The 26,946-nt window shown below is 38.0% G+C and carries 22 protein-coding genes; 3 read left to right on the top strand and 19 right to left on the bottom strand.

The features are described from left to right. Positions 1 to 205: 205 nt before the first annotated feature. The 7 genes from Q7674_RS01475 to Q7674_RS01445 all read right to left on the bottom strand — a co-directional run bounded on the left by Q7674_RS01475 (position 206) and on the right by Q7674_RS01445 (position 10,256). The gene (locus tag Q7674_RS01475) at positions 206 to 3,373 is read right to left on the bottom strand and encodes an HD domain-containing phosphohydrolase (protein WP_045064896.1); all 3,168 of its coding nucleotides are present in this window, start codon (positions 3,371 to 3,373) and stop codon (positions 206 to 208) included. 292 nt (positions 3,374 to 3,665) lie between these two features. After that, positions 3,666 to 3,905: a cell division topological specificity factor MinE gene (locus tag Q7674_RS01470; RefSeq protein WP_045064895.1), complete on the bottom strand. Its 240-nt coding sequence runs from the start codon at positions 3,903 to 3,905 to the stop codon at positions 3,666 to 3,668. Between the two features lie 226 nt (positions 3,906 to 4,131). Further along, positions 4,132 to 6,579 carry a molybdopterin guanine dinucleotide-containing S/N-oxide reductase gene (locus Q7674_RS01465; RefSeq protein ID WP_045064894.1) on the bottom strand — a complete coding sequence of 816 codons (2,448 nt, stop codon included), beginning with the start codon at positions 6,577 to 6,579 and terminating at the stop codon, positions 4,132 to 4,134. A gap of 20 nt (positions 6,580 to 6,599) precedes the next feature. Then, complete coding sequence (locus Q7674_RS01460; protein ID WP_045064892.1) at positions 6,600 to 7,694, bottom strand: NapC/NirT family cytochrome c; 1,095 nt, start codon at positions 7,692 to 7,694, stop codon at positions 6,600 to 6,602. 245 nt (positions 7,695 to 7,939) lie between these two features. Next, a complete protein-coding gene (sodC, locus tag Q7674_RS01455; protein ID WP_023934797.1) occupies positions 7,940 to 8,461 on the bottom strand; it encodes a superoxide dismutase family protein in 522 nt (173 codons plus the stop codon). 163 nt (positions 8,462 to 8,624) lie between these two features. Then, entirely contained in the window at positions 8,625 to 9,818 is a 1,194-nt protein-coding gene (locus tag Q7674_RS01450; RefSeq protein ID WP_023934798.1) for an MFS transporter, read from the bottom strand. Positions 9,819 to 9,854: 36 nt separating this feature from the next. Further along, a complete protein-coding gene (locus Q7674_RS01445; RefSeq protein ID WP_023934799.1) occupies positions 9,855 to 10,256 on the bottom strand; it encodes a lipocalin-like domain-containing protein in 402 nt (133 codons plus the stop codon). A 169-nt stretch (positions 10,257 to 10,425) separates the two neighbouring features. Between Q7674_RS01445 and Q7674_RS01440 the strand changes: the two genes are divergently transcribed. Continuing rightward, the gene (locus Q7674_RS01440) at positions 10,426 to 11,298 is read left to right on the top strand and encodes a LysR family transcriptional regulator (RefSeq protein ID WP_008988781.1); all 873 of its coding nucleotides are present in this window, start codon (positions 10,426 to 10,428) and stop codon (positions 11,296 to 11,298) included. 9 nt (positions 11,299 to 11,307) lie between these two features. Here Q7674_RS01440 and Q7674_RS01435 read toward each other — a convergent pair whose 3' ends face one another. The 8 genes from Q7674_RS01435 to Q7674_RS01400 all read right to left on the bottom strand — a co-directional run bounded on the left by Q7674_RS01435 (position 11,308) and on the right by Q7674_RS01400 (position 20,378). Further along, complete coding sequence (locus Q7674_RS01435; protein ID WP_023934800.1) at positions 11,308 to 12,318, bottom strand: substrate-binding domain-containing protein; 1,011 nt, start codon at positions 12,316 to 12,318, stop codon at positions 11,308 to 11,310. Between the two features lie 14 nt (positions 12,319 to 12,332). Next, entirely contained in the window at positions 12,333 to 13,253 is a 921-nt protein-coding gene (gene rbsK / locus Q7674_RS01430) for a ribokinase (RefSeq protein WP_045064890.1), read from the bottom strand. 137 nt (positions 13,254 to 13,390) lie between these two features. Beyond that, positions 13,391 to 14,401 (bottom strand): aldose 1-epimerase family protein, encoded by a 1,011-nt coding sequence (locus Q7674_RS01425; RefSeq protein ID WP_045064888.1) that lies wholly within the window; start codon positions 14,399 to 14,401, stop codon positions 13,391 to 13,393. Between the two features lie 68 nt (positions 14,402 to 14,469). Then, the gene (fucP, locus tag Q7674_RS01420; protein WP_023934803.1) at positions 14,470 to 15,792 is read right to left on the bottom strand and encodes an L-fucose:H+ symporter permease; all 1,323 of its coding nucleotides are present in this window, start codon (positions 15,790 to 15,792) and stop codon (positions 14,470 to 14,472) included. Positions 15,793 to 15,891: 99 nt separating this feature from the next. Then, positions 15,892 to 16,311, bottom strand: a complete 420-nt coding sequence (gene rbsD / locus Q7674_RS01415) for a D-ribose pyranase (RefSeq protein WP_305422335.1) — start codon at positions 16,309 to 16,311, stop codon at positions 15,892 to 15,894. A gap of 332 nt (positions 16,312 to 16,643) precedes the next feature. Beyond that, positions 16,644 to 17,711 carry a glycerophosphodiester phosphodiesterase gene (gene glpQ, locus Q7674_RS01410; protein WP_045064884.1) on the bottom strand — a complete coding sequence of 356 codons (1,068 nt, stop codon included), beginning with the start codon at positions 17,709 to 17,711 and terminating at the stop codon, positions 16,644 to 16,646. Positions 17,712 to 17,759: 48 nt separating this feature from the next. Then, positions 17,760 to 19,127, bottom strand: coding sequence for a glycerol-3-phosphate transporter (glpT, locus tag Q7674_RS01405; protein ID WP_023934806.1), 1,368 nt, complete (start codon positions 19,125 to 19,127; stop codon positions 17,760 to 17,762). A 381-nt stretch (positions 19,128 to 19,508) separates the two neighbouring features. Continuing rightward, on the bottom strand, positions 19,509 to 20,378 hold the full coding sequence (locus Q7674_RS01400) for a glycerol kinase (protein WP_107229612.1): 870 nt from the start codon (positions 20,376 to 20,378) through the stop codon (positions 19,509 to 19,511). 667 nt (positions 20,379 to 21,045) lie between these two features. Between Q7674_RS01400 and drt2 the strand changes: the two genes are divergently transcribed. Beyond that, entirely contained in the window at positions 21,046 to 22,329 is a 1,284-nt protein-coding gene (drt2, locus tag Q7674_RS01395; RefSeq protein WP_045064882.1) for an antiviral reverse transcriptase Drt2, read from the top strand. 57 nt (positions 22,330 to 22,386) lie between these two features. Here the strand turns inward: drt2 and Q7674_RS01390 are convergent, their stop codons facing one another. After that, the gene (locus tag Q7674_RS01390; protein ID WP_052671843.1) at positions 22,387 to 22,752 is read right to left on the bottom strand and encodes a hypothetical protein; all 366 of its coding nucleotides are present in this window, start codon (positions 22,750 to 22,752) and stop codon (positions 22,387 to 22,389) included. Positions 22,753 to 23,257: 505 nt separating this feature from the next. On the opposite strand from Q7674_RS01390, the gene Q7674_RS01385 reads away from it, so the two are divergent. Next, positions 23,258 to 24,244 carry a hypothetical protein gene (locus Q7674_RS01385; protein WP_045064881.1) on the top strand — a complete coding sequence of 329 codons (987 nt, stop codon included), beginning with the start codon at positions 23,258 to 23,260 and terminating at the stop codon, positions 24,242 to 24,244. Between the two features lie 90 nt (positions 24,245 to 24,334). Here Q7674_RS01385 and Q7674_RS01380 read toward each other — a convergent pair whose 3' ends face one another. The 3 genes from Q7674_RS01380 to Q7674_RS01370 are packed head-to-tail and all read right to left on the bottom strand — an operon-like array spanning position 24,335 to position 26,946. Beyond that, positions 24,335 to 25,057 carry an SDR family NAD(P)-dependent oxidoreductase gene (locus Q7674_RS01380; RefSeq protein WP_045064879.1) on the bottom strand — a complete coding sequence of 241 codons (723 nt, stop codon included), beginning with the start codon at positions 25,055 to 25,057 and terminating at the stop codon, positions 24,335 to 24,337. Between the two features lie 18 nt (positions 25,058 to 25,075). Beyond that, the gene (locus tag Q7674_RS01375; RefSeq protein WP_045064877.1) at positions 25,076 to 26,020 is read right to left on the bottom strand and encodes an NAD(P)-dependent oxidoreductase; all 945 of its coding nucleotides are present in this window, start codon (positions 26,018 to 26,020) and stop codon (positions 25,076 to 25,078) included. Next, the gene (locus tag Q7674_RS01370; RefSeq protein ID WP_045064875.1) at positions 26,017 to 26,946 is read right to left on the bottom strand and encodes a 3-hydroxyacyl-CoA dehydrogenase family protein; all 930 of its coding nucleotides are present in this window, start codon (positions 26,944 to 26,946) and stop codon (positions 26,017 to 26,019) included. The genes Q7674_RS01375 and Q7674_RS01370 overlap by 4 nt, the downstream gene beginning before the upstream one ends.

Below are 26,946 nucleotides of genomic sequence, written 5' to 3'. Positions count from 1 at the left end.
TATTACGTGTTAAAATCTAATCCCCTATATTTAAATTGCAACCACAGATAAGTATCAAAAATAAAAACTAACTTTTATATTTTAAAACACTCACTTCTATTTTATTGCGCCACATCACACAAAAAATAGGCATTTGCTCAAATATTACATAAGTAAATGTAGTGTTAAAAATAAGCTCGCAATGTTATTGCGAGCTTATGAGAAATTATACTGATGATGCTTCTTTATTTTGAGGAGTGAGATACTTAGCAATATCTACCTTATCAATCTGCTTTGCTGGTAAGTACTTCTCAGCGTATTGCTTATAGACACCACTTGATAAAAACAGCTTAAACAATTCCATATCAATGTGTTCATCCAGCGCCATTTTATGCAAGATATCAATCGCGAGACTTAACGGCTTGGCTTTCTTGTATGGGCGATCTGCCGCTGTTAGTGCTTCAAAGATATCAGCAATCACCAATATACGTTCAGGAATACTTAAATCCTCAGCAGATAATCGACGAGGATAACCTGTTCCTTTCATCGTCTCATGGTGTGTCGAGGCATAACGCGGTACTCGGGCTAAATCATCCGGGAATGGCAAGCTTTCCAACATCTTAATCGTACTGATCATATGTTCATTGATCTTAAAGCGATCTTCAGGGGTTAATGTGCCTCGCTTAATGGTCAGGTTATAAATCTCACCCAAATTGTACTGAAGTTCTGGCACTTGCACTTTGATACCAAATGCCGGATCAAAATGGAGCTCATTAATACGTTCAATACGGTGCTCTGGCTTATCCGACAATAAATGCTCTTCAACAGGCAAGGTTTCAGATTTCGCCGATGCTTTAAGCTCTTCTAATGGCGATAGACCTAAATGATCATCAAAATGACGCAACCATGTTTTATCGGCAATTTCACGAATACGTGCAATATGATCATCACTCATGAACTCACCACCAACATTGGCATTGGCTATGAACGCAAAATCTTCCTGAAGCTGCTTTTGAGTTTCATTCAAAGTTTCAATCGCTTGCTTCTGATCTTCAGGATTATCAATAATGTGCTGGTAATAATCCACTTCTGCATCTCGCCATAGCACTTCAAAACGCATTCTCACTTCATGGATACGGTTGTAATTGGCCTCAAGCTTGGTGCCCTTATCAACGATATGTTCAGGTGTGGTGATTTTGCCGCAATCATGAAGCCATGCCGCGATCCTAAACTCTCGACGCTCGGCATCATTATTAAAACGAAATTCTGCAAATTGCCCTTGCTGTGATTTCTCCACTTCATCTGCAAACATCAATGCAATCTCAGGTACGCGGTTACAATGCCCTGCGGTATAAGGCGATTTATCATCGATAGCTTGAGCAATAAGTTGAATGAATGACTCTACAAATTCTTCCTGCCGTTTTTCATGCTCTTTAAGTGACTCCGCAACCTTATAAGTCGATGCTGAAAGCTCATGAATTTCTTTAATACGACTTGGAATCACAGAAACATCATCATATCGATGCTGCTTCACTTTTTTATTTTCTTCTCGAAGCTGCAATATAGGTCTAACGATCGGTTTAGCACAGAGTCCTGCTAATGGCAGTAATACGAGCAATAACAGAGCCGAACCATAAATAGATGTGCGAATTTTTTCTTCACTGGCGGCGTAAACCGATGATTTAGGTACTATCGAAGCGAAAAAGATTTGATCATGTCCACCACGTCGAACATCGCGTACATAATAAAAAAAGTCATCATCATCACTATTCATCTCAATCAGTTGATTCTGATATGCCTCATCAGCAGCAAAGTCGATTAACTCTACATAAGGAACAACACCAGTACGATTCACTTCCGCATTAGTGCCTAACCATTTCTGTTGCAAATATTGTTTCTGCAGAGGCGTTAATGATGCAATGGCACGATTAATAATATTTAAAAGCGCTTTTTTCTCAGGTGGTAATACTAATGATAAGGTTAAGTCATTCTCAATATTTAAAGCATGATACGACAGATCGTTAATCATAAACTGTTCTGAGACATAACTTAGCACTGCTTGCGCATCAATAAATGCATCAACTTCTCCCTTACTAACCGCTCTTAAAGCTTGATCAACATGTGAGTACGTCACAATATCAATTAGAGGATATTTTTCTTTAATCAGCGAGATAATTGACCAGTTACTCAGTAATGCTAATCGTTTACCATTCAGATCTTGTAAGCTCTCGTAGTTCTGATTATCGGCAACCGCAATCGCAAAGGGGGATTTGAATAAAGGTTGACTAAAAGCGCCCAAATTTTGGTTAGTTGGAACATCAGGTACAGCAGTTAGGATATCTAATACACCATTACTATATGCATTTCGTAAGCCTTTTGATCCCACACCATTAAAAAAATCAAACTCAAGTCCAGTCGATTGACTCACCATATAAAGTAAATCGGGGATCAATCCAGCAGGACGGCCTGAGATGGTAAAATCTATTGGTGCCCAGTTATCTTTATTTGATACTCGTAATATACGAGTATCATCAATCAATTTCTGTTCTTCTGGGGTTAATACTAAAGGCTTAGAGGGTGGAAGAGGTAATTGACCAAAAGAAGGTTCGCTACTTGCCACTAACTCCCCTGATGGCAAATAAAGGAAGTTGTGGCTTCCATCGCTAACATTATTTTCCTGTAAGAGTTTATTAAAATGCGAAAGCTTAAAATCGACACCGACAACAACCTTTCCTTTATCAGTAGGCACTACTGTAGAGTAACTAATACCCGTAACTTCTTCAGGTAAGAATAAATAAGGCTCACTGCGGAAAACGGAGTCTTGCATCGCATTTTTATACCAAGAACGCAATGTCGGTGCATAAAGAGCTTTACGTTGTATTTTTTTTCTTAAGTTAAAATCAGCATCATAAAAATAATCGTACTGTTTAATTCCATCTGAATCAGCACTACGCTCTATCACCAGCCAACGATCTTGCTTTAATGCATTATTTTTGCGTCTAACATCAGAGATAGAATCCAAGTTAATGACAATATATGCATAGTTCTTATCTGTTCCAATAAAAGCACTGTAAAAGCTAGGATTATCTTTTAAAACATTCGTAAAAATACTTAATATGACATCTTTTGATGGCGAATGAAGAATGGTTCCCAAGTGCGATAGATATTTCACAGTGATAATCGCATCATCACTCACATCTGTCACTGCATCAGATACTGATTCAGCCATCATCTCATACTTAGTTCTAGCTTGCTCTCGCGCCATATCTTTACTGTGATAGTACTGAAGACCTATCGCGATAGACGACGTGATTAAGGTCACCAAAACAAAAAGAGAAATCACAATCGATTTAATACTTATTCGGCGGTGTTTAAGTAGAGTCCTTCCCAACATACTTTTCGCAACCCCATTACGTTTTTACAGTTACACAAATAATACAAACAATTAACCGTATCAGTAACAATTATTGACTACATTTCAGGTAGAGATAACAAAGTTATGTCATAGAACGAACAAAAAAGCTAAAACAATGAAATTTATTAAGAAATCGAGCGTAATATTGCTAAAAAGTGAGCGAAAGAACTAAAGAGACGATGAAGGCTTTAGGATAATTTAGACGCAAAAAAGTAAGGCTTTAGAAAAAAGCGGAAAAGAGAGAGCTATTACATCCGAGAAAGAGATTAAACTATGAACAACGACACTTTATTTTTAATAAAGAAGTCGATTCAGATATTTTAACGATCTCGATCTTATTTTCCTTAATATCTGACCATTGAGATAAAAGCTTAGCTAGTTCATCTTTCATCATTTGGACATTATAAGGAATGCAGTTGGTACGAAGTTCACCTAATAGACGCTGCTTAGCAATGGAGGCTGAGCCTGACGCTGACCTATCTGTTTCTTTGGACTTCCACAATTTGAACATACTCAATATCCTTATCTACTAAAATTTCTTCCATATGATTATAGTGTAATTTTGCTTTTAATTGCATTTTATCGATATTTTAACGATCTTGATCAAATAAGTTTTATCAAAGATCATTTGCAATCCAGTATCTAAAAGATATTGACCGATTTTCTAAAGTTTTTATCAATAATTAAGCCGCAAACAATGCTTGCGGCTTATGTTTTTTGATGGTGACGAGAATAATTTACGCTATCGCAGGTTCATCAAATGCAGTAAGTGGTAACACAGGCCCTGTGTATTTCTCAATTTTCACTACAGACGAGTTACCTGCACAACCATTAGCTAAACGAGACGTCGGAATATCGCCAGTCAGCACATTACAACCACCGTTTTTACAAATCCCTGTAACTGGATCTAAATCAGGCCATGCGCCTTCGTGAATACAAACCGAGCCTTGCTTAATACCATCAGTAATGTAAGCACCTACTAGCACTTGACCACGATGGTTATAAGCGCGTACTAAATCACCTTGCTTGATGCCGCGTTGCTTAGCATCTTCAGGGTGAATTGAGATCGGCTCACGATCTGCAATCGCATATTCTTTACGAAGCTCGGCATAGTTCAACTGGCTATGAAGACGGTGAGCTGCATGGGATGTCATTAACTGTAATTCGCCATCTTTCGCGTTACCTACCCACTCCGTTGGTGCTAGCCAAGTTGGATGAGGAGGACAATCCGCATAGTTATAACCTTCAATGGTTTTCGAGAAGATCTCAATTTTACCACTTGGTGTACCTAGTGGATTCATAATTGGATTTTCACGGAAAGCTTGATAACGAACAAACTTGGCGTTTTGCGCGTTGTATTTCATTTCAAGCAGCTGGTTTTGTTTCCAGAAATAAGCAAAGTTCGGCATTGCAACACGGTTTTGACGACCAATCGCTTGAGCTTCTTTGTAGAAACCGTTTAGCCATTCCATCTCGGTTTTATTTTCGGTATAAACCCCGCGACCGCCCGCTTTTAAGCGCTCTGCCATATCGGCAAACACATCAAAATCATTACGAGCTTCAAACTGTGGCTCCACTACTTGCTTCATCGGTACTAAGTGTTGATTGCTGTAATCACCCGTCATGGTTAAATCATTACGCTCAAACGAGGTCGTAATCGGCAACACGATATCTGCGTGTTTTGCTGCCGCCGTCCAATACGGTTCTGAAATCACAATCAATTCAGGTTTTTGCCATGCATTAATTAAACGGTTGGTATCTTGGTGGTGCGTAAAGTTCGCACCGCCTGCCCACCAGATCATTTTGATCTTAGGAAATACTTTTTCATGACCATTATGCTGATAAGCTTGACCTGGATTTTCTAACGCTTCAACAATACGCGCGACAGGGAAACTATTAATTGCGCCAGATACTGCCCAGTCATTACCCGCAGAAGAAGCACCATCAATGGCTGCAGAAATCGCAGGTAATACACCAGCATCACGCGTTGGGTTACCGCCGTTTGAATAGTGATAAGAGAAACCAAAACCACCACCCGGCAAACCGATTTGCCCCAACATTGCCGCTAACGTTACTAACATCCAGTGACGTTGTTCACCGTATTGCTGACGTTGAATACCCCAACCCGCCATTAGCATAGTGCGATTTTTACTGAAGATATTGGCTAAAATCGTTAGCTGTTTGGCAGGAACACCACAGATAGTTGATGCCCATTGTGGCGTTTTAGCAATACCGTCTGATTTGCCTAATAGGTAATCTTCAAACTTGTCATAACCCGTGGTGTATTTATCCAAGAAAGCTTTATCGTACTGACCACTTTCCACCAATGCGTAAGCAATACCTAACATCATTGCCACATCAGTACTTGGGTGCGGTGCAATCCACTCTGCGCGATCACCAAAGAACTCAATGGTTTCAGAGCGCATCGGATCGATAGCAATAATGGTCTTATTCGATTTTTTCAATTGGTGGAAAAACTCAAGACCCGCCCCATCAGTCGCACTCCACGCGATCTTTAAGGTATTAAGCGGATTCAAGCCCCATAACACCACCACATCACTGGTTTCTAACACCACAGGATAAGTGGTTTGCTGCTCATACACTTCAATCGAGCCCACCACGTGCGGCATGATCACCTGTGCTGCACCTGTTGAGTAGTCACCCATATGACCCGAGTAACCACCCGCCATACTCATATAACGCTGCAATAAAGTTTGTGCTTTATGTAATACACCACTTGAACGCCAACCATAAGCACCAGCAAAGACGGATTCAGGACCATAAGTTTGACGAATGCGCATGTGTTGGTTGTGGATCAAATCTAACGCTTGATCCCAGCTCACACGCACAAACTCATCACTGCCACGTTTACCTTGTGGTGCTATTGGATTGTCTAAATACCCTTTACGTACCATTGGGTATTTCACACGTGCTTTAGTGTGAACATAATCTTTTGCAGTGGTTTGTAAGCTGTTTTCAACCGTTGCGGGCAATGCACCTTTCGATGACACAATCTTGCCATCTTGCACTTCAATCAGCATTGCGCCCCAGTGAGCTGCCGATAACACCGCTTTTCCTTGTGGCTCGGTGGTCGTTGCACAAACAGGCATCGCCTTAGCAATCGTCAATGCCCCAACAGAAGCAGTCGCGCCTTTTAAAAAGTGGCGGCGAGATAATGACATCATGGTAATTTCCTTATTCATGCTTAGTGACCTACCACATCTTTCGCGTTGTACTGGAAGAACTTCGTTAAGATCTCAAGATCTTCTGCTGAAATAGACGTACGATCGCCCATGCCTTTAGCAATAGAGGGCCATGCGTTTACGGTAAAGTGGTTGGCAGGGATCTTAGCGTGACAGGTTGAACAGAACACGTTATCTAGCTGCTCTGCGTAATTCCAAAGCGGTTGTTGGCTATCAAGCACTGGCGCTTCAATAGTTGCCACAAGCGATACTGGACGCCATTGGTTACCATAAGCATCCGCTTTAAATTCGCCAGCTTTCAGTGCAGATTCACCATCTTTAGTTAAGGTTGCAATAATGGCACGTTGACCTTCGCCCATGTACAGCACTTGCTCAGCACCTTGCATTTGATAACCTGATAATTCGACTTGGCGTTTTCCGCCTTCATCTTTTAGGTTTTTAAGTGGTGTCGCTGGGTTAATCGAACCTAAATCCCCCATAGCAATGGTTTGTACTGGGTACACCACTTTTGCATCTACAGGGGTTGTTTTCGCTTCATCTAACAAGTGATCAAGCGCGGTTGAATCCATTTTTGCTTCAGGTGGAAGGTGTGCAACGCCCTTATGACAATCAATACAGGTTTGATCGTTTTCAGCCGCATATAAGTGCATTTTCTGCGCTTCTTCCGACTGCTCATAGGTTTCCATGGCATCTTCATCATGACAACTACGGCAAGTAGCAGAATCATTACCGCGCATTTGTTCCCATACGGTTTCCGCCATCGCTGCACGATGCTGCTCATACTTCTCGTCGGTATCAATCTTACCTGTCACAAACTCATGATAAACATCTTTGGTGGCGCGGATCTTGGTCCACAAATATTCCATTGGTTCTTGTGGAATATGGCAATCAGAACATTCAGCACGGATCCCTTTAGCATTACTAAAGTGAACAGAGCCTAAATACTCTTTGTATGGGGTTTCCATTGAATGGCAAGAAAGGCAGAACTCAGTGCTAGATGTTTTATCAAGGATGACTTGTGTCCCCCCTAGCGTCAGCCAGCCAATACCGATGCTAGATGCCACAATTACGGCAAGGGTTGTTTTCTTTAGTTTCATGATACTCGCATATCCATATAAGCAATAGACACTCAAAGACCGAATGCGAGCGAGAAGTTACGCTATTGTGAACTTTATAAATTTGATGAAGACCACAGTTTGTGAAAGGTTATTAAGAGAAGATTTCAAATTCACCCTGAATTTCACATTTTTACATATTTTACAATTAACTGGCTGTTTCTAAAAAACTTAATCTGATTAAAATAAAACCAACAGCGACAAATTCGCTGCTGGTTCTCACTAAATTATTGGATCACACCACACGCCACACGTGCGCCGCCGCCACCTAATGCTTTTGGCATATCAGAGTGATTATCACCACCAGCATGGATCATAATTGCGTGACCTTTTAGTTCTTTCAACGTTAAACGTGGCGCTAAAACAGGGTTAGTTGCTAAACCATTTGCACTCACAAACAGTGCTGGCAGATCACCTTTATGATTATCATCAGTCCATGGGAAACCGTGTTTATTTGTGTGCTCAGGATCGTAATGTCCACCAGCAGCGCCACCTAAAACAACTTTGCCGTCTTTTTCTGATGAAGCACAGCTACCATTTTGATGAATATGGAAGCCATGCATCCCCGGTGTTAAATCTGCCAGTTCAGGTGTAAATACTACTCCGTATTTATTTTGGCTTAGTTCAATCGTACCAACAGGCTTACCTGTTTGTAGATCGGTCATTTTAACCGTGAGATCTTGTGCTAACGCTTGGTGAGATAAACCAAAAGCTAGAGCGGTGAAGAGTAACGTTTTTGCCTTGTTCATATTTTATCCTTATTGTTTTTATTTTCCACAGGCATTAAACATGCTTTTAACAAAAAGGTATAGCTGATATTTACGATTATAGTTATCGATAATATCTCAAACATTCGCTAAGAAGATTAATCCCATAGCGTGTGTACTTTTTACTCTTACCATTTCATCAACACTACTTAATTGCTAAATTTTTACTGGCGAACACCCACATTTTTAGTCCATAAACAATCAAGAACACCGCCACATAGCTCAAGGCTAATGTCGCTGATGACATGTTGATACCACTAATGAGAGATGTCACCGCAAACACGATAATACCGACAATCGTGCCGCATAATGAGGTCGCAAATCCTGCCTTTTCAGGAAATATAGTCATGGTTATTGCGATCGAATTTGGCACAATCAAACCGACAAATAAAAACATCAGTAATAACGGTATAATGATCACATAAAGATTATGATAAAAATTCACCATCCCTAGCATTACCAATGCTGTAATAATTGCTAGCGTTACTCCTACCTTGAGAATATTTTCATTATTATAGTGAACAATTAACATACGGTTTATAATAGTGCCTATAAAATAACCACACCCTAGCAGCATCGCGATATAACCATATTCTAATATGGTGTATTTCATGGTGACTTCTAATAAATAAGGACCAGCCGTGTTAAAAATCAAAACAGAGCTATAGCTTAGGCCATAGACAATACTTAATAATAAAAATGTCTTATGTGAAATCATTTCAACAAAACTATTTTTAATATGACTTATCTTTAATGGTACTAAGCTTTTGTTTGATTCTTTAAATAATGCCGTGCACACAAATAAAATAACAAGCACATAGACAGAAAATAAATAGAAATTCGCTTTCCAGCCTAAATAATGGGATAAATTAGCACCAATAAACGGTGCGACAATCGGCCCCAGCGCCCAACTTAAGGCAAAATAATTCGCCATTTTCTTCAGCTCTAACCCTGAGAACAAATCAACAATGATTGCTCGCATCCCTGAAGCTAACCCAGCGATAGCCACACCTTGAATAAAGCGTAAGCTATTGAACTCAAAAACACCATTCACTGCGGTACACAGTACACTCGCCACTAAAAAGAGTAACGATGAGAATATAAAGATCCGTTTACGCCCAAAAGTATCAGACAAAATACCAAGCACGATTTGCCCTAAGCCATACCCAAGCAAGTATAGCGAGATACTCAGTTCAGCGAATTTTATTGATGTATGGTAGTAAGATGATATCTCAGGTAACGAGGGTACATAAATATCAATCGCGATACCCATTAAAAATGAGATAGATATTATTAAAAACAAAGCGATTTTCTTTTGATTGTACAATAAAACTTTCATTATTATTTCCACTCTCGATATGAATAATTAGGTTGATTATTCACTTTTCTTCCACGTTAATTTTGCTGTGCTTAATTTCCCATCAATACCTATTTGTGGCAGTGTCGTAATAATTAATGTGTCACCATCAAAAGCAATTTGACGTTGCAGTGTTATGTCCATCCAATCAGGATCCCATGTTCTATCAATATAAAAGTTACACTTATCACCATCTAAGGTATATTTACCCATATACGCCATCATGGTTTTATAGAGCTTTTCATTGTCTTTATTAAAATCTGCTCGACCTTGTTTTGAAATAAACACACTCACAAAGCCGTCACTAGTAAAAATAATCCGCCCACAAGGTGTATCTCCCATAATATCGGACTCGACACCTGTCTCTATTACTGTGTGTTTAAAAGACAATAAATCCCATGTACCAATAATGCTTTTCATCCAAACCTCGAATACAAAAAAATAAACGCAAAACAAAATAAAGTGAGCTCTTATCTGATCTCACTGATTTTATTAAGCAGTTTTGTTTGACCGAGGGAATAATAAATCAAGTAGAGGTTTAAAAATGCTGCGATAATCTCTCTATATACCAACAAATCTGCAGCACGCTATGAACTGGGACGATACACAATACTTACTCGCATTAGGACGAGAAAAGACACTACGTAAAGCCGCACAACAACTATATGTTGATCAAGCTACCGTTGGCAGGCGCATTGCGATTTTAGAGAACTCACTTAAATGTCAGTTGTTCATAAGAAGCAATAAAGGTTACGAGTTTACACCAGCAGGTTATCAAGCGTTCTTAGCTGCGATAGAAATGGAGCAAGCTGCGCTCACCTTACAAAACAAAGTTAAAGGCTTCGATCAGCAGTTAAAAGGCGATATTACTCTTTCGACCACTGATTCCATTGCGATTGATTTTATTATTAATGCCATTAAACAACTGAGAACATCTGCGCCTGAAATTCGCATCAAACTCGATGTCACCACTGCACTGCGCGATATGACGCAACACAATATTGATATTGCGATCAGAAACATTCGCCCAGATACACCGGGATTGGTAACAAAATTGCTTTTAACCTCACCAATGGGGCTCTATTCAAGTAGTGAATACTTACATCAACATGGTTATCCAAAAACATCCGACTCGTTGGCAGGTTTAGATCTGATCGTTCATGCTCCTATGGTGGAGAAATCTCCAGATAAACTGTTCGGTTTAGCTATCGATAAGGCAAAAATCGCACTGCTTGCAGACAGTAGCTTGCTATTAAGAACATCGATTAAAAATGGTGTAGGGATTGGTTTCTTACCAAAATTTATGGCAGATATTGATAATCTCGTACCGATTTTTCCTGAAAAAGACTTTAATTCAAACTACGAGATCTGGCTGGTTACACACGCAGATATTGTTCATACCGCGCGTATTCAAATGGTATTAGATACCCTTTCACAACTATTTAGCGTCAAAGCTGTTTAGTGATTATTACTATGAGCGTAATGATTTCACACTGTTGCGCTCAACTAAGGTTGGTTCGAGTTCAATGATTCGAGGGGCAGTTTCTGGCTCATCTAAACGTGTTAATAACGTCTCGACCGCCGCTTGCCCTAAACGGTATTTAGGTTGGTGAATAGTCGTTAGCGATGGCGACATAAACTTGGCAATATGAATATCATCGTAACCAATAATAGAAAGCTGCTCAGGGATCTGAATACCAAGCTCATTCGCAGCATTGATCACGCCCATAGCCATCATATCATTGGCAACAACTAAAGCACTCGGTAATGTGCCATTAGCATGCAATTGAGTAAAAGCGTTATAGCCACCTTCACATTCAAAATCCGCTTCCACTACCCATGATGGTTCCACGCTAAAGCCTGCTTCATCCATGGCTTGTAAATAACCGTTGTAACGCATCTCAGCTTGGATCCGATCTAATGGACCTGTGATACAACCAATCTCGCTATGTCCAGCGTCAATTAAGTATTTTGCCGCCATATAGCCACCACGTAGCGAATTATCTTGAATTTTATCGCTAGTGAACTGCATTGGACCCCAATCCATGACTACTACGGGAATATCGGCATAGTGCTCGAAAATATCGAAATGCTCACCTTCAAGCGTGGCACACATTAAGATCAAACCATCAACCCGCTTTTGCAGCAAGGTATTGATTGATTCGTGCATACGCTGGTGATCACCTTCGGTATTACACAAAATCAAGCTATAGCCCTGTTGGTAACAACTGCGTTCAACACCTTTTACTACTTCACCAAAGAAAGGGTTGGTAGAGGTTGTCACTAACATACCAATGGTTTTTGTACGGTTAACTTTGAAGCTACGCGCCAAGGCTGAAGGCGCGTAGTAATTAAGCTCTTTGGCAGCTTTGTTGACCCGCTCTGAAATTTCTTCACTGACAAAACGGGTCTTATTAATAACATGGCTCACTGTCGAGGTAGAAACTCCTGCCAGTTTTGCGACATCTTTCATCGTAGCCATGTTATTTCTCCTAGTTAAGCGTGTTGCGCTAAAAAAGCATCGACTTCTTCACGCGTTGGAATAGACGTTTGCGCACCAAAGCGAGTCACTGAGATTGCAGCAGCAGCATGAGCAAACTTAATCGCTGATTCTAAAGACAATCCTTCTAATAAACCAGTTACTAACGCACCATTGAAGGTATCGCCAGCAGCTGTGGTATCTGTTGCTTCGACACGAAAACCTGAAATGATATCGCCCTTACCCATGCGGCTTAACCACACACCTTTTGCACCTAAGGTGATCATCACGGTATCAATACCTTTAGTGTGAAGAATATCAGCTGCTTTTTGTGCCGATTGGTTATCGGTTACTGTCACGCCCGTTAGCACTTCCGCTTCGGTTTCATTTGGGGTGATCACATCAACACAAGCTAATAACGCATCTGACAGTTCACGAGCTGGGGCAGGATTTAAAATCACCTTGGTATTGGCTGATTTCGCAACTTTTGCTGCTTTTTCGATACCACACATTGGCGTTTCAAGCTGCATTAACAAATATTCAGCATCTCGGATCATATCAAGATCTGCTTCAATGGCTTCTGCGGTTAAACGTTCGTTAGCTTCAGGAGATAAACAAATGCTATTTTCACCACTGTCAGAAACTTGGATCATCGCAATACCCGTTGGGCAACCTTTCTCGGTTTTTAAACCACGGGTATCAATACCATCTTTGACGAAATTACCACGCATAAACATACCAAACGCATCATCACCCACGCAGGCAATAAAACCGATATCAGCATGTAAGCGTGCCGCAGCCACTGCTTGGTTTGCCCCTTTACCACCAGGGATAACTTGGTAGTTGCGACCATGCAACGTTTCCCCCGGACGAGGAAATGAAGGCACTTGAAGAACATGATCCGCATTCACACTACCTAAAACCACTAACTTGCTCATATCGTTATCCTCAGCTCTATCGAGCCTTTTACATTCATTGTTATAAATAAGATGACTTTAATTTCTTCAATTAGAAAACGTCAAAGGCATCTCGTCTGCGCACTAACCATAGGGGAAATTAACACGCAGACAAAATTTTAAGCTTGGGTAATGCCCGTACGAACCGTAAAGGTGCGGGTTTCATTTGGTGCTAAATATTGCAAAGTGCCTTTTTCTTTCGCCGCTAAGAAACCTTCAGGACGACAAGTCGCAGGCAGTGCGTAAGCGTTCACTTGCTGATCGCCATTGCACAAGATCCAGCGTGTTGCGTGATTAAAGTCTTTGGTATCAAACTCAGTAATAAAGCACTTATCTTCAAACGCCATCTTAAACACCGCACGATCGGTATATTGGTCGATATCATCCATCAAGTAGACAATTTCAGGATCGTGCATGGCTGGTTTATCTAATACCGCAATCGGTGGCGAGGCTTTTAGTTGCTCATTATAAGCGAGCCACTGTGCATTCGGCTGAACGTGCGCTGGAATACTTTCACGTAAAATGAATGCATTATCAGGGATATTCTGGCTCATTTGCGCATTTTCGATGTAAGTGGCATTGATATGACACATGTATTGCAGCGGCATGGCTACCGTGGCTAAGTTCTTCACCACCATTTGAATATCAAACACGCTGGCATCTTTGGCTAACGTCACCGATGGTGTTGCCAAATAATGATCGCCAAAGCCCATCACGTATTCATAACGTCCCTTTACCGCAACCATCTCTTCACTGATTTCAAGCCATGCTGAATCCATTACAGCACATGGCATTTCACCGTGTAGAACGTGATCATCTTGTGGTGTTGGGCAACCCATGCGCAGCATACCAGCATGGAAAGCAAAACAGCCGTAGGTTTCAACAATGGTTTTAGCTGGTTTAGGTTCAGAGAACATATTCTTCATGCAAAGATCTGTACCTAAGAACTCCGCATCCCAAATCATTTGCCCCATAAAAGGCAAAATCACTAAACGACCTTTACTGTTCTGAATTTCAACCGCATGAACACCTGAGTTATAAATAAACGTATGAATATCGAAATGCTCAGATTGGGCAACACGGGTTTTCGTTTTAGAAAACTGCTCTTTATAAAGAGGAAGAGTAAACATAATAACCTCAATGAAACATGACCATTCTTAGATAACTCACATCATGAAAGAATGGTCATACAATCCTATTACGCCTTAGCCACAGAGTAAGTAAATGCTTGCTTTGCTTTCTTCTCACTAAAGAAGTAGAAGAACACCACCGCAAAACACACTGCGCTTACGATGAACGAGCTTTGCATACCAATGTTATCTGCCACTAAACCTTGTAATACCGGAATAGCTGCACCACCGATGATAGACATCACCACAAAACCACCTGCTGTTTCTGTGTAGCGAGTATCAACCGATTGCAGTGTTGAAGCGAAAATCGTCGCCCAACAAGGTGCGAACAATGCTGAAGTACCGACGGCTACCCATACTGCAGTAAAGCTAGGAATAAAGGTCACGTACATTAAGCAAGCAAAACCAATAGCTGAGTAACCCATTAACACGTTTTCTTGCGATGTTTTAGTAAACAAGTAGTTAGCTAATAACTTACCAAGGAAGTACATAATGAAAGAGTACAGTAAGTAGTTTGCTGCATCGTGCTCAATCATATTTGGATCAAGCTCTAGCGCAAGGCGAATAGTGAACGACCACACAGCCACTTGCATACCCACATAAGCAAACTGAGTCGCAATACCTTTGAAGAAACGCACGTTGCCAGCAAGGTAGGATAAGGTTTCGCCAAATGATGGTTGATTATCTTTACTGTCGCTTTCAGCTTTACAGTTCGGGTATTCAGTGATGGCAATTAAAATCGCAACGGTTGCAATGATGCCCACTAACCATTTGTATGGCTCAAGCGTTTGTTGCAGCAATTGCTCTTTAAATGCAGCCAACTCTGGCCCTGTTAACGTGTCCATCATGTGCCCAACATCGACACCTTCTTGGAAAATTAAGTGCTTACCTAATAGCAAACCAATGATGTAACCCATTGCATTAATGGTGTGCGATACGTTCAAACGCAAAGTGGCACGTTCAGGCTCACCGATCATTGCAGAATAGGTATTACACGAGGTTTCAAGGAAAGATAAACCAATTGCAATACAGAAAATGGCAGCAAGGAACATGGTATAAGTACCGGCATGTGATGCAGGGAAGAACATCAAACAACCGAAAATATACAGGGCTAAACCTAATAAAATCGCTAACTTATACGATGTTTTCTTTACTACCATAGAGGCTGGTATAGCCACTAAAAAGTACGCACCATAAAATGCAGATTGAACAAGTGCTGATGCAAAATTAGACAAATCGAAAATCGATTTAAATTGGGTGATCAACACATCATTCAGCGCAGCGGCAGCAGACCACAACGCAAAAACCGATGACAATAACAAGAACTGGAATAACGGTGTTTTATTTAAGTAACCATCCGAATGTTGGATGGTGTTATTTTTAATAAACATTGATCTATCTTCCATAACCGATCACCCATCGCTGAGTGATACTCTGTATTGCAAAATTAGGGGGAATTTACATAACGCTTTTACAACATCGACAACGGCTTAAAACACCACACCCGATTGGAAAATCACATTGGCGTAAGGGGTACATTCATCGGTTCTCACCACAGCTCGGCTTTGCTTAGTACGCTGTTTAAATTGCTCATGGCTTATATAACCAATGTTTATGGTTTTACCTGTTAGCGCTTTTTCTTGCTCAAGTTCAGCCAGTAGCGCTTGGTGATGTTCAGGACTCACTTGGGCAAATTCCTCTGCCATGATCACCCCTTCAATTTGCATTTCTGAGAGCATCACACGCACCGTATCTAAAAAGCTCGGTACGCCATGAGTTAACGCTAAATCAATACGTTGAACCTGAGCAGGAATAGGCAAACCTGCATCACAAATAGTGATTTCATCGGTATGCCCTAAGGTGGCAACTAAGTAAGACAGTTCAGAGTGAATAAGGGTACTTTTTTTCATGTTATTGACCTTTCGGTTATACGTTTTCTTACTAAAGGCATCGGCTAATAGGTAAAAAATTACCGTTTTAGAAAACACCATCGAAACGTTTCGATAGCATAATAATCCGACAAGATTTTTTGACTATCCCCTGTTCAACAAGATGTGAGAGTGATCGGTTTTGAACGTAAAGATCGAAAGAAAAATGAAATGTGGCTCACAGTTCAATTAGCGAAACGTTTCGATGGTGAGAGAAAAGTAAAGGCGATACGATAACAAAAGAGTGGAATTGAAGTGCGGTAATAACAAGCCCTCTCGGTGATCTATCGTCACCGAGAGGGCTCAATAGTTAACTAGTGCTTATGATCTTTGTTAAGAAACGTTACCGCTTTATCAGGAAAATCAGTAAAGACACCATCGACTTTTACCTGATTATAGAAAACATCTAACATGCCATCGAAGTTCTCTGCATATGACGGAATACGGCCTTCATCAGCACGGAAAGTATAAGGATGCACTTTTAAACCAGCCGCTTTCGCTTGTGCCATTAATGGTTTGATAATGATGTTCGTTTTGGTCGATTTATCATCCACTAACATTGGCTTCCAAGGGCCAATCCCTTCCGCATATTGCGCAACTTTCGCCATACCATCAGGTTTGAACATCCAATCATAGCTATACGGTGTTGCTTTATCGCCGTTATATACCATGGTTTCGTTCCAATCCGTGTAAGCCATCAATTGGATCAGTTTTAAATCCATTGCCATTTCAGGCATCAAGATATCATTGATACGTTTTAACTCATTGGCATCAAAACATTGCAGATATACCTTGTCGTTTTTAGTGGTATAGCCGTATTGTTTTAGCACTTTCAGTACCGCTTTCGAAATGTCTTTGCCTTCATGACGATGGAACCAAGGCGCTTTGATCTCAGGGTAAATACCAATATCGTAGCCTAGCGTCTTATTTAAACCTTGGATTAATTCAATTTCTTCCGCAAAAGTAGGAACCGTAAATTGTGACTTCCACATTGGGAATCGTTGCGGGAAACCAGCGACTTTATCGCCTTTATCATTGACATTAAACCCTTCCGTTACCTTAAGCGATTTAATTTCAGCAAGCGTAAAATCTATAGCGTAATAACGTCCATCTTTACGCGCACGATCAGGAAAACGTTCTGCCACATCAGTGACGCGATCTAAATAGTGATCATGCAATACCACTAATTGATCATCTTTCGTCATCACCACATCCTGCTCAATAAAATCAGGTTTCATAGCATATGCGAGCGTTTTCGCTTCAAGCGTGTGTTCAGGTAAATAACCCGATGCGCCACGGTGCGCAATAACAAGCGGTTTAGCGATAGCACCTGCCGAGATACTAAGGGCCAAAAAAGTTAAGCCTACTGAGATTTTTTTCATCCTATATCCTTGATAAAAAATGAGGGGCAAACTAACCCCTCTATATACTTATTGTGCTATTACAGCCTTTTCTTTCGCTTTACGTTCATGAATAGCTCGCTCACCTAATAGTGCATAGACGAGACAAACAATAGATGTCACACATGAACCCACTAAGATAATGAAACCACCATCCCAACCATAAAGATCAACGGTGTAACCAAGAATGGCATTGGCGGCAACTGCGCCACCAAGGTAACCAAATAGACCAGTTAAACCTGCAGCTGTCCCTGCTGCTTTCTTCGGTGCCAGCTCTAGCGCATACAAACCGATTAACATAACTGGACCATAAATTAAGAAGCCGATAGCGATCAGCGCTAACATATCAATCGTTGGATTACCTGCCGGGTTAAACCAGTAAACCAACACCGCCAGCGTTACCAACACCATAAATAAAATGCCAGCAGGAGCACGACGTCCTTTAAATAACTTATCGGAGATCCAGCCACACAATAAGGTGCCCGGAATACCTGCCCACTCGTATAGGAAATAAGCCCATGATGTTTTATCGACAGAAAAATCTTTCGCTTCTTTCAAGTACACCGGAGCCCAATCTAAAACCCCATAACGGATCAGATAAACAAAGGCATTGGCAATCGCAATTGACCACAGTAACTTGTTGTTAAAAATATATTTAAAGAAGATTTCTTTCGCCGTCATTTCCGTTTCAAACGACTTATCGTACCCATCAGGGTAATCATCTTTGTATTCTTCAATCGGCGGCAAACCACATGATTGCGGTGTATCACGCACTGTTAACCAAACAAAAAATGCAACTAGCAAAGCAAAGAAAGCGGGTACATAAAAAGCGGTACGCCAGTCGTCATTAAATGCCCAAAGACCAAGAATAAACAGTGGGCCAATTAAGCCACCACCCACGTTGTGGGCCACGTTCCAAACCGAGACAATTTCGCCACGTTCTTTACGTGACCACCAATGCACCATGGTACGTCCACAGGCAGGCCACCCCATCCCTTGGAACCAACCATTTAAGAACAACAAGATAAACATAGCTGCCACACTACCTGTCGCCCATGGCATAAAGCCAAAACAGAGCATAACGAGCGACGACATGACAAGACCAGCACTTAAGAAGTATCTTGGGTTCGAGCGGTCTGACACATTCCCCATTAAAAATTTGGATAAACCATACGCGATAGAAACGGCAGCCAAAGCAACACCTAGCTCTCCGCGACTGAAGCCTTCCTCAATCAAATAAGGCATCGCCAAACTAAAGTTCTTACGTACAAGGTAATAACCTGCGTAACCTATGAAAATACCGAAAAATAATTGCCACCGCAGACGAGAATAAGTGCTATCAACTTTACCGCTTGATAAAGGTGCGATATGCGCCTTCGGTTTGAATATTCCAAACATCAGAGCCTCATTGTTATCCATATATTGTTAAAAACGAGCATTTTCACTCACAAACGAAACTCGCTGAATTGTATGGACTTAAATTTAAATTTCTGTGATAGAGGTTTAATTAGTGTTAAAAAATGGAATATTCAACCAATTAGATATACTTAGTAAGAACATAATCACGCTTTAAACATATAAGGTGATCATGACGTTTTTATTAACAAGAAATAAAACGCTCATAAAACAACCAAGCCAAAGGGACTAAGCCGCGTTTTTGAGAAATGGAAAGTATTTGGTGACGTAGTAAATAGTAAAAAAGCGATAGCACATTAAGGCACTATCGCTTTTTCATTTCAGGATTTATTTCAAAGCAGTGTGTTTCAAGACAATAAGCGATTAATACGCCTTAATGTCGAATTTAAGCAACATACGAGGCAACACATCATCAAGGTTCTGCACATCGTCATCGTTTAATTCAATCAAATTAAAACCGTATTTAGCATACAGATCTTGCTTCACTTTTTTTCTATCGGCGTATTTAGGATCATCTTCCAAGCCCCAAAATTCGATATATACCTTGCCTGTCGGTAAATAGAAATCACAGTACAGATCTTCTTCAATCGGCAACTTACGCTCATAGGCATGAACGATACCAGCCATATACAGCCAGTTATCAATCAGCATTTCAGCTTTCGAGCGAACATAATGCCCATCTGCGGCGCGGTGTTTGGCTTCAAACTTCTGACGGAAATTCGAAACTGAATTATCAGTGCTTTTCGCTTCGGCATTTGCTCCTGTGATCTCGTTAACCGAGTGAATTAAGCTGCTGTTTTTAAGCACGCTTTCATCCCACATCACATAAGGTACGCCAGTTCTAAAGTCTTCTTTTTGTACCCCACCAAGACGAAGCCCTGAGTTACTGACTTTCCAACCTTTAACCGCTTTATTGATCCAACCTAGCTCATCTAAAATTTGGTTTATTTTCTGAGATGTTAAATTGAAATGAGTGCTAATTTGGGTCGCTGATAGCTTCTTACCATCAAACTCTGGTTGTTCAACGATCTCTAACGAATCAGGCCAGACAATGTATTGCCCAAACTTAGGTGATTGTTTGTATTCACCTTGGGCGTTTTTACCCACTTCTGTTAAATGCCATTCATCGTTATCTCGGGTGATATAGCCTGCATCGGCTAATTGATTAAATAGCGCTTTTGCTGCAAGACCTCTCGCTTTCGCAAGCTGTGAGGTCGAAATTTTAGCTGTCATACAAGGCTCTCTCATAACCCGTTATTAGGTGATATTAACTTTAATAACAGTAATTTATACGTTAAATGACGCTTTCAAAGTAGCTTGAAAGCAAATAGCTTTAAAAATTAAACCAATATCTAAAAAGTTAGACAAAAGAGCGTGATATAAATCGCAGCTGTGAAAGTGTAACTTACGAAATAAAGAGAATAACGAGTGCTCAACAAATAAATTAAACATTTATTTATTAATCACTTATATTCAGTAACAACTTACAGATGAATTTATACCAATAACAAATATTAATACTATTTATACAACGTGAAGATAAAAAACCTTGCCATTATGTTTAATTTTATTGACATCATTATAGTTATTAAAGAAACTAGAATCGCTTTTAATATTTGCGTAAGCAATTGATTAAAAAGTGCTTAACAAGCTGTCAAACCTGTCCAACAAGCTTGTTGTGCAGAATGACAGCAATGCATAGATGAGTGTCTTCATAGATACCTCCAGTGTTACTGTTACAGTGATAGCATATTCGATATTGAACATACCGCGGCTATTGGTAGTTTTTAAGGCTACGAATGACGGTCTCTGCACCTGTTAATATCCGAAGGAGCGCTCTGATTTTTCAGATGGAGCGCCGCAGTCCTAGCTCCTTCGGTTTTGCCCCTCTAAGGTAACAATGAAAATTCTAATTAAAGATTGGTTTAAACCTCGTAAATATATACATTTCGATTTACCTATAAACTCCAAAAAAGCATCTAAAATAGTTACAGACTCGGAAGTTGTTGCAAAACATGCTTTTTATCCTCTTATTAATTACGATATCGTAATTAATAAGATCACCAAAAATCCCATAACTAAAAATATTATGGTATTAGAACCTAAACCAAGACCGATTTCATATCCTGCTCATATTGATAGTCATATATATTCTTACTACTCTAAAATTTTAAACTATAAATATGAAAAAATGATAAAAGAAAATGGGCTAAGTGACTCAATACTTGCTTTTAGAACACTCGGTAAAAGTAATATCGATTTCTCTTTAAATGCATTTAACGAAATTAAGAAATTAGGTGAATGTAGTGCTGTTGCCTTAGATATTACTAAATTTTTTGACACTTTAGATCATGAGACACTTAAATTAAAATGGTGTAATTTACTTGATGTTAAACGACTTCCTAATGATCATTACAATATTTTCAAATCAATAACTAAATATTCTAAAGTAAAAAAAGAAGACTTATATAAGGCTCTAGGAATATCGTTAAATAATCCAAACAAAAAAAGACGTAGAATTTGTGAACCTCATGATTTCAGAGGGATCGTAAGAAAATATAAACTTATAAAGGTACATAAAGACTCATTTGGCATACCTCAAGGGACGCCTTTAAGTGCTATGCTATCAAACATTTATATGTTTGATTTTGATTTGAAGATGAACTCTTTTATAACTCAATTCGGTGGTAAGTATTTTCGTTACTGTGATGATATTCTTTTCATCATCCCTACTGAATATAAAAATATAGTTGAACAAACAGCATCCATTGAAATAGAGAACCTAAAGTTAGAATTAAATAAAAAGAAAACAGAAATTAGAAATTTTCAATTTAAAGATAATAAATTAAAATCAGATAAGCCTTTACAATATTTAGGCTTCATTTTTGATGGTAAAGAAATATATATACGCTCATCATCTTTAGCAATATATTCCAGCAGAATGCATAAAGGGGTAAGATTAGCTAAAAATACAATGATAAAATATAACAAGATAAGAAGAGCTAACCAAGAAGAAGAAAGATTGATTTTTAAACGTAAATTATATAGTCGATATTCTCACTTAGGTAAAAGAAATTTTATAACATATGGATATTCAGCTGCAAAAAAAATGAATAGTTCTTCTATTCGTAGACAATTATCACCTCTATTTGGACGACTTAATTCAGAAATTAATAAAATTTAATCTACCTTTCCCTTCCCCAAAGCCAGCACATGCTGGCTTTAGTCCATGAATATTCATCTAAACACCTCTCAAACCTGTTTTATTGTTTGCCCCTTTTAAAGGCTCATATTTAATGGTGAATGCCACCATTAAGCTCATGCAAGAAATAGCAACACCGCAGAAAAACACGATTTGATAATTGGATACCCACAATAAACCTAATAGGAAAGATAAAAACACTGCCGCAATATGCTTAATCGTAAAAGAGACACTGGAAGATGAGGCGATCTCATCACTGCGAATGGTTTTCTTAAAATAGGTAGCAAGTGCAATAGTGAAGCTAAATAAAATGCTATCGAGAATATATAACCCACCTGCGAGATAATGATTCTCAACAAAAGCATACGATGTAAAAACCACTGCTACTGCCACATACTCAATCATCAATGCCCTTTTTTCTCCGATACGATCAATAAACCGCCCTATAGATGCAACGGTAAGGGTTGTAGCTGCTAATATTCTTAACCACTACAGATGCACCAATAAAGAATCAAACAAAAAAGTCAGCACTTAACATCACGAAAACTCAAAAATCAAAATTAATGGCGATGACTTAAACCGTTCTCTGGTTAGCTATGTTGTGTTCTAAGAATATAATAATCTTTTTAAGTAGTTTTAACTCACCAAAAAATGTGACTCTAATCAAATATATACCCTATAGAGATGTAATTAAACGTTGTCAATTGTTAAGATCAATGTACATAAGTAGATAACTTAGACGTAAATGATAAAGATATTAACCTTAGTCATTAACTTCTGCTTGGTGGAGTCTCTCATACCTATGTAGTTTAAAAATAATAATAAGGTAGGCAAAGGTCCTATTAGATGATTCTTAATACAATATGAAACAGGTGTTCAACCTTTATTTTGTTGGAAGTGATTTCTTATAATGAAAAATATATATCAACACCGTTTATTTATTATTACTTCTGTAATACTATTTATTTTAATTAATTCATCAATTTATTTCCTTTCTAAAAATAAGAAATTTAACTTCATCGAGGAAAAAAATAATTTAAATAACCTGATTTCTAAACTCATCGTATCACATGAATTCCAGGATAATATTTACACTGATAATATTGAAGATTTAAAAGAAAGTTTAGATAGTATTGTTAAATATTATAACGAAATATATCCAAATCTATTCATATGCTTATCTCTTAATGTTAATAGTTTTTCTAAAAAACAGGATAATTCGATAATTTCGTGTGCAGAATATAATTCAATTAGATATATTGGAAATAATTTTATTGTTAAAAATGCATCAGGATCAAGTAATATTACTTTTAATGATAAAAATTTTGGTATTTTAATGTGGTATATTTCTGCTAATGAAAAAAACATACTATCGAAATTTTATTTAAATTCATCCTTTGCTGATTTTTTATTTTTTTTAGAAATTTTGTTATTATTAACTTCAACATTATTTTTAATCAATAAAAAAACAAATGAGGTTATAATAAAAGATCTTGAAAATCAAAATAAAATAATGATACAAAAGATAAACAATGTTAAAAATATAGTTTTAAAAAATAAACGCTCTTTTCCAACGAATGATAAGTTAATAATAGCCTCTTATTATCATCCTTATACTATCATTCATTTTATTGATGGGAAAAATGATCGTCTTCGATGTTCTTTAGCTGAGTTAGAGAACTCTTTTGAACTAGAGTTTATTCGAGTCAATCGCTCTTGCATGGTGGTTAAACAGCATCTTTTCAGCTTCGGTGATATTTCTTTATCAACAGATAAAAGTAATCATCAATTGTTGCTCGATATAAAAGGAACTATACATACAATATCAATTGGAAAGAAGTATGAAAGTCAACTGATAAGTCTACTATCAATGCGAAAATATAACCGCAATTTTTAGATATATAAAATTTAATATCATTTAATCAAAGCATTAAAAACATTTAAAGTGAGTACATATTTATATAAATACTATGTACTCACTAAAATATTAACTTGTTAATGTTTCGAAAATAGCATTGTCCCAGAAAACAGTATCTTTTAAATTATTAGACATAATATCAGGGAAAACAATTTCTGAATCATTTTCAATGCCAAGTATAATTGATTCTGCAATAGAGTCAGGTGTTACTTTTTCTACATTCAAATTTGTTGTCATATCAGTATCGACATAACCAGGGTAAACACCCATAACTGTTACATTCGAGTTTTTACAATCTTGTCGAAGTCCTTTAGTTAAAAAGTGTGTTGCAGCTTTAGAAGCACAATAGGTTCCTAATTTATTGACTAAAACGAATCCACCAATCGAAAGTATATTAATTAATAACGCTTTAGGCTTTTGTCTTAAATAGGGTAAAAAGTAATACGAAACATAGTGTGTACCATGGTAATTTACTTTCATTTCAAGCTCTGCGGCTTCTAGTGTATTAGCATCAGTAAATGACGTTGCGTATTCTACACCAGCATTATTTATTACTATATCTGCATCTGCACATTTTAGTGCAATATTTTTAACTTGTTCTTTTTTTGTGACGTCTAGTTTTAATGGTTCTATAACTGTTGCTCCTATTATCGAATCTATATTTATATCACCATCATTTAAATACGTAACATATATTTTTTTAGCTCCTTTGGTACATAGTGACTTAGCTAAAGCCCAACCAATGCCACCATTTCCTCCAGTGATTAAGATAACTTTATTTGAAATATCCATCCTAATACCTTTTTATAATCAATGTGTACTGTAAAAATTAATTAAATGTTTTGAGACTTGGTGAAACATAATATTACGTGTTTCTTCCGTTGCAGATCCTGCATGTGGCTGCAGGAGAACATTTTTCATCTGAAAAAATACATGAGGAACATTTGGTTCATCTTCGAAAACGTCTAAGCCAGCTCCTGCTATTTGATTGTTTTGTAAACTTATTATTAGAGCATCTTGTTTAATAATAAAACCTCTAGCTACATTAATAACGTAAGCTGTTGACTGTAAATTAGCTAAAATATTTTCATCTATAATTCCCTTTGTTTGCTCATTTCCAGCACAGCTAATGACTAAAAAATCAACTTTTTTACTCATTTCAGATAGGTTATTATGAAAGGTATAATTACTAATTTTCTGGTTTGTTCGTCCCCAATAATGAATATTCATATTGAATGCTGAACATCTTTTGGCTATTGCCTTACCAATCTTACCCAAACCAACAATTCCAACACACTTATTAGTTACACTATGGCTTAGCGGATATACATGCTTCCTCCATAAACCATTTTCAACAAATCGATGATTTATAAAAAAACGTCGAGATAAATTGAGAATGAATGCCATTGCAAGATCTGCTGTATCGTTAACCACTGCATTTGGTGTGTTTAATACTACAATATTTCTTTTTTTAACTTCATCTACATCTATCGAATCTAATCCACTAGCGAAATGAGAAATTACTTTAAGGTTTGGTAATCTGTCTAAGAATGATTTATCTACTAGGTCATATCCACTACTTAATAGTCCAGTGACACTTGGTAATACGTTGTTTTTTTCTATTTCATCGTTATACAAAATGTTAAACCTTTTTTTAAGGTATTTAACAGCAGGGAATAATGATTTATTAGATATAAGTAATGTTGTATTAAAAAAGTTTTCTGAACTATCATTTTTTTCATTATTTATGATCATTGTTTACTTACCTTTTTTTCAAGGTAGGTATATACATCATTAATGAGTTTTTGCTTCTTATTAAGATTTATCGGATCCCATTTATAGAACCCTTCACCCGTTTTAACACCAAGTTTTCCTTGGGATACTTTTTCGAGTATTTCTTGAGGAACAGGATCTCCTATTATATTAGGATATACTGCCTCTATAGTGTCCCAACCGCCATAATCGAAAACTTCGAAAGGCCCCATAATTGATAAACGACGACCAAATCCATATTTCACCACAATATCAATATCTTGAGGCGTTGATATACCTTCTTGTACTATTGAAATTGCTTCTTTTAATAATGCAAATTGTAGTCGATTTCCAATAAATCCAGGACTTTCTTTATATACTACGATAGGATGCATTCCCATATTTGTAAATAATGATTCCATTTCTGACTTTACATAGTTACTTGTACAATGACTATAAATTAGCTCGACTAATGGCAATAGATGTGGTGGGTTAAAAAAATGTGTACCTAATACTCTAGATTTTATTTTTAACTCTGAGTTATATTCACTTGGAATTATAGATGAACTATTACTAGCAATAATACATTCATCGCAAACAGCACTTTCAATTTGTTGTAATACTATCTTTTTTAATTCTAAATCTTCAGTAACCGCTTCTATTACAAGGTTTGAATCTGCAACTGCTCTACTGAGCCCTTCAAAAAAATTAATTTTTTTAAAAATTGATGTTGGTGTTGATTTTAGTAAATTAGATTTAGATAAGCTTATTAAGTTATTAAAAATATTATTTTTTGCTTTTAGTAAATTTACTTTTGAAGAGTCATATAAATTAACATTAAATCCTTCTGATGCGAATCTTTGGGCTATACTGTGCCCCAGTATGCCTGCACCAACAACAGAAATTTGTTCTATTTTTCCAGTACTCAT

Origin of the sequence: Photobacterium leiognathi (genome assembly GCF_030685535.1) — a bacterium.
Lineage (GTDB): Bacteria > Pseudomonadota > Gammaproteobacteria > Enterobacterales > Vibrionaceae > Photobacterium > Photobacterium leiognathi.
Note: the sequence above shows the minus strand (reverse complement) of the source record. Positions and strands in the feature narration are given on the sequence as shown.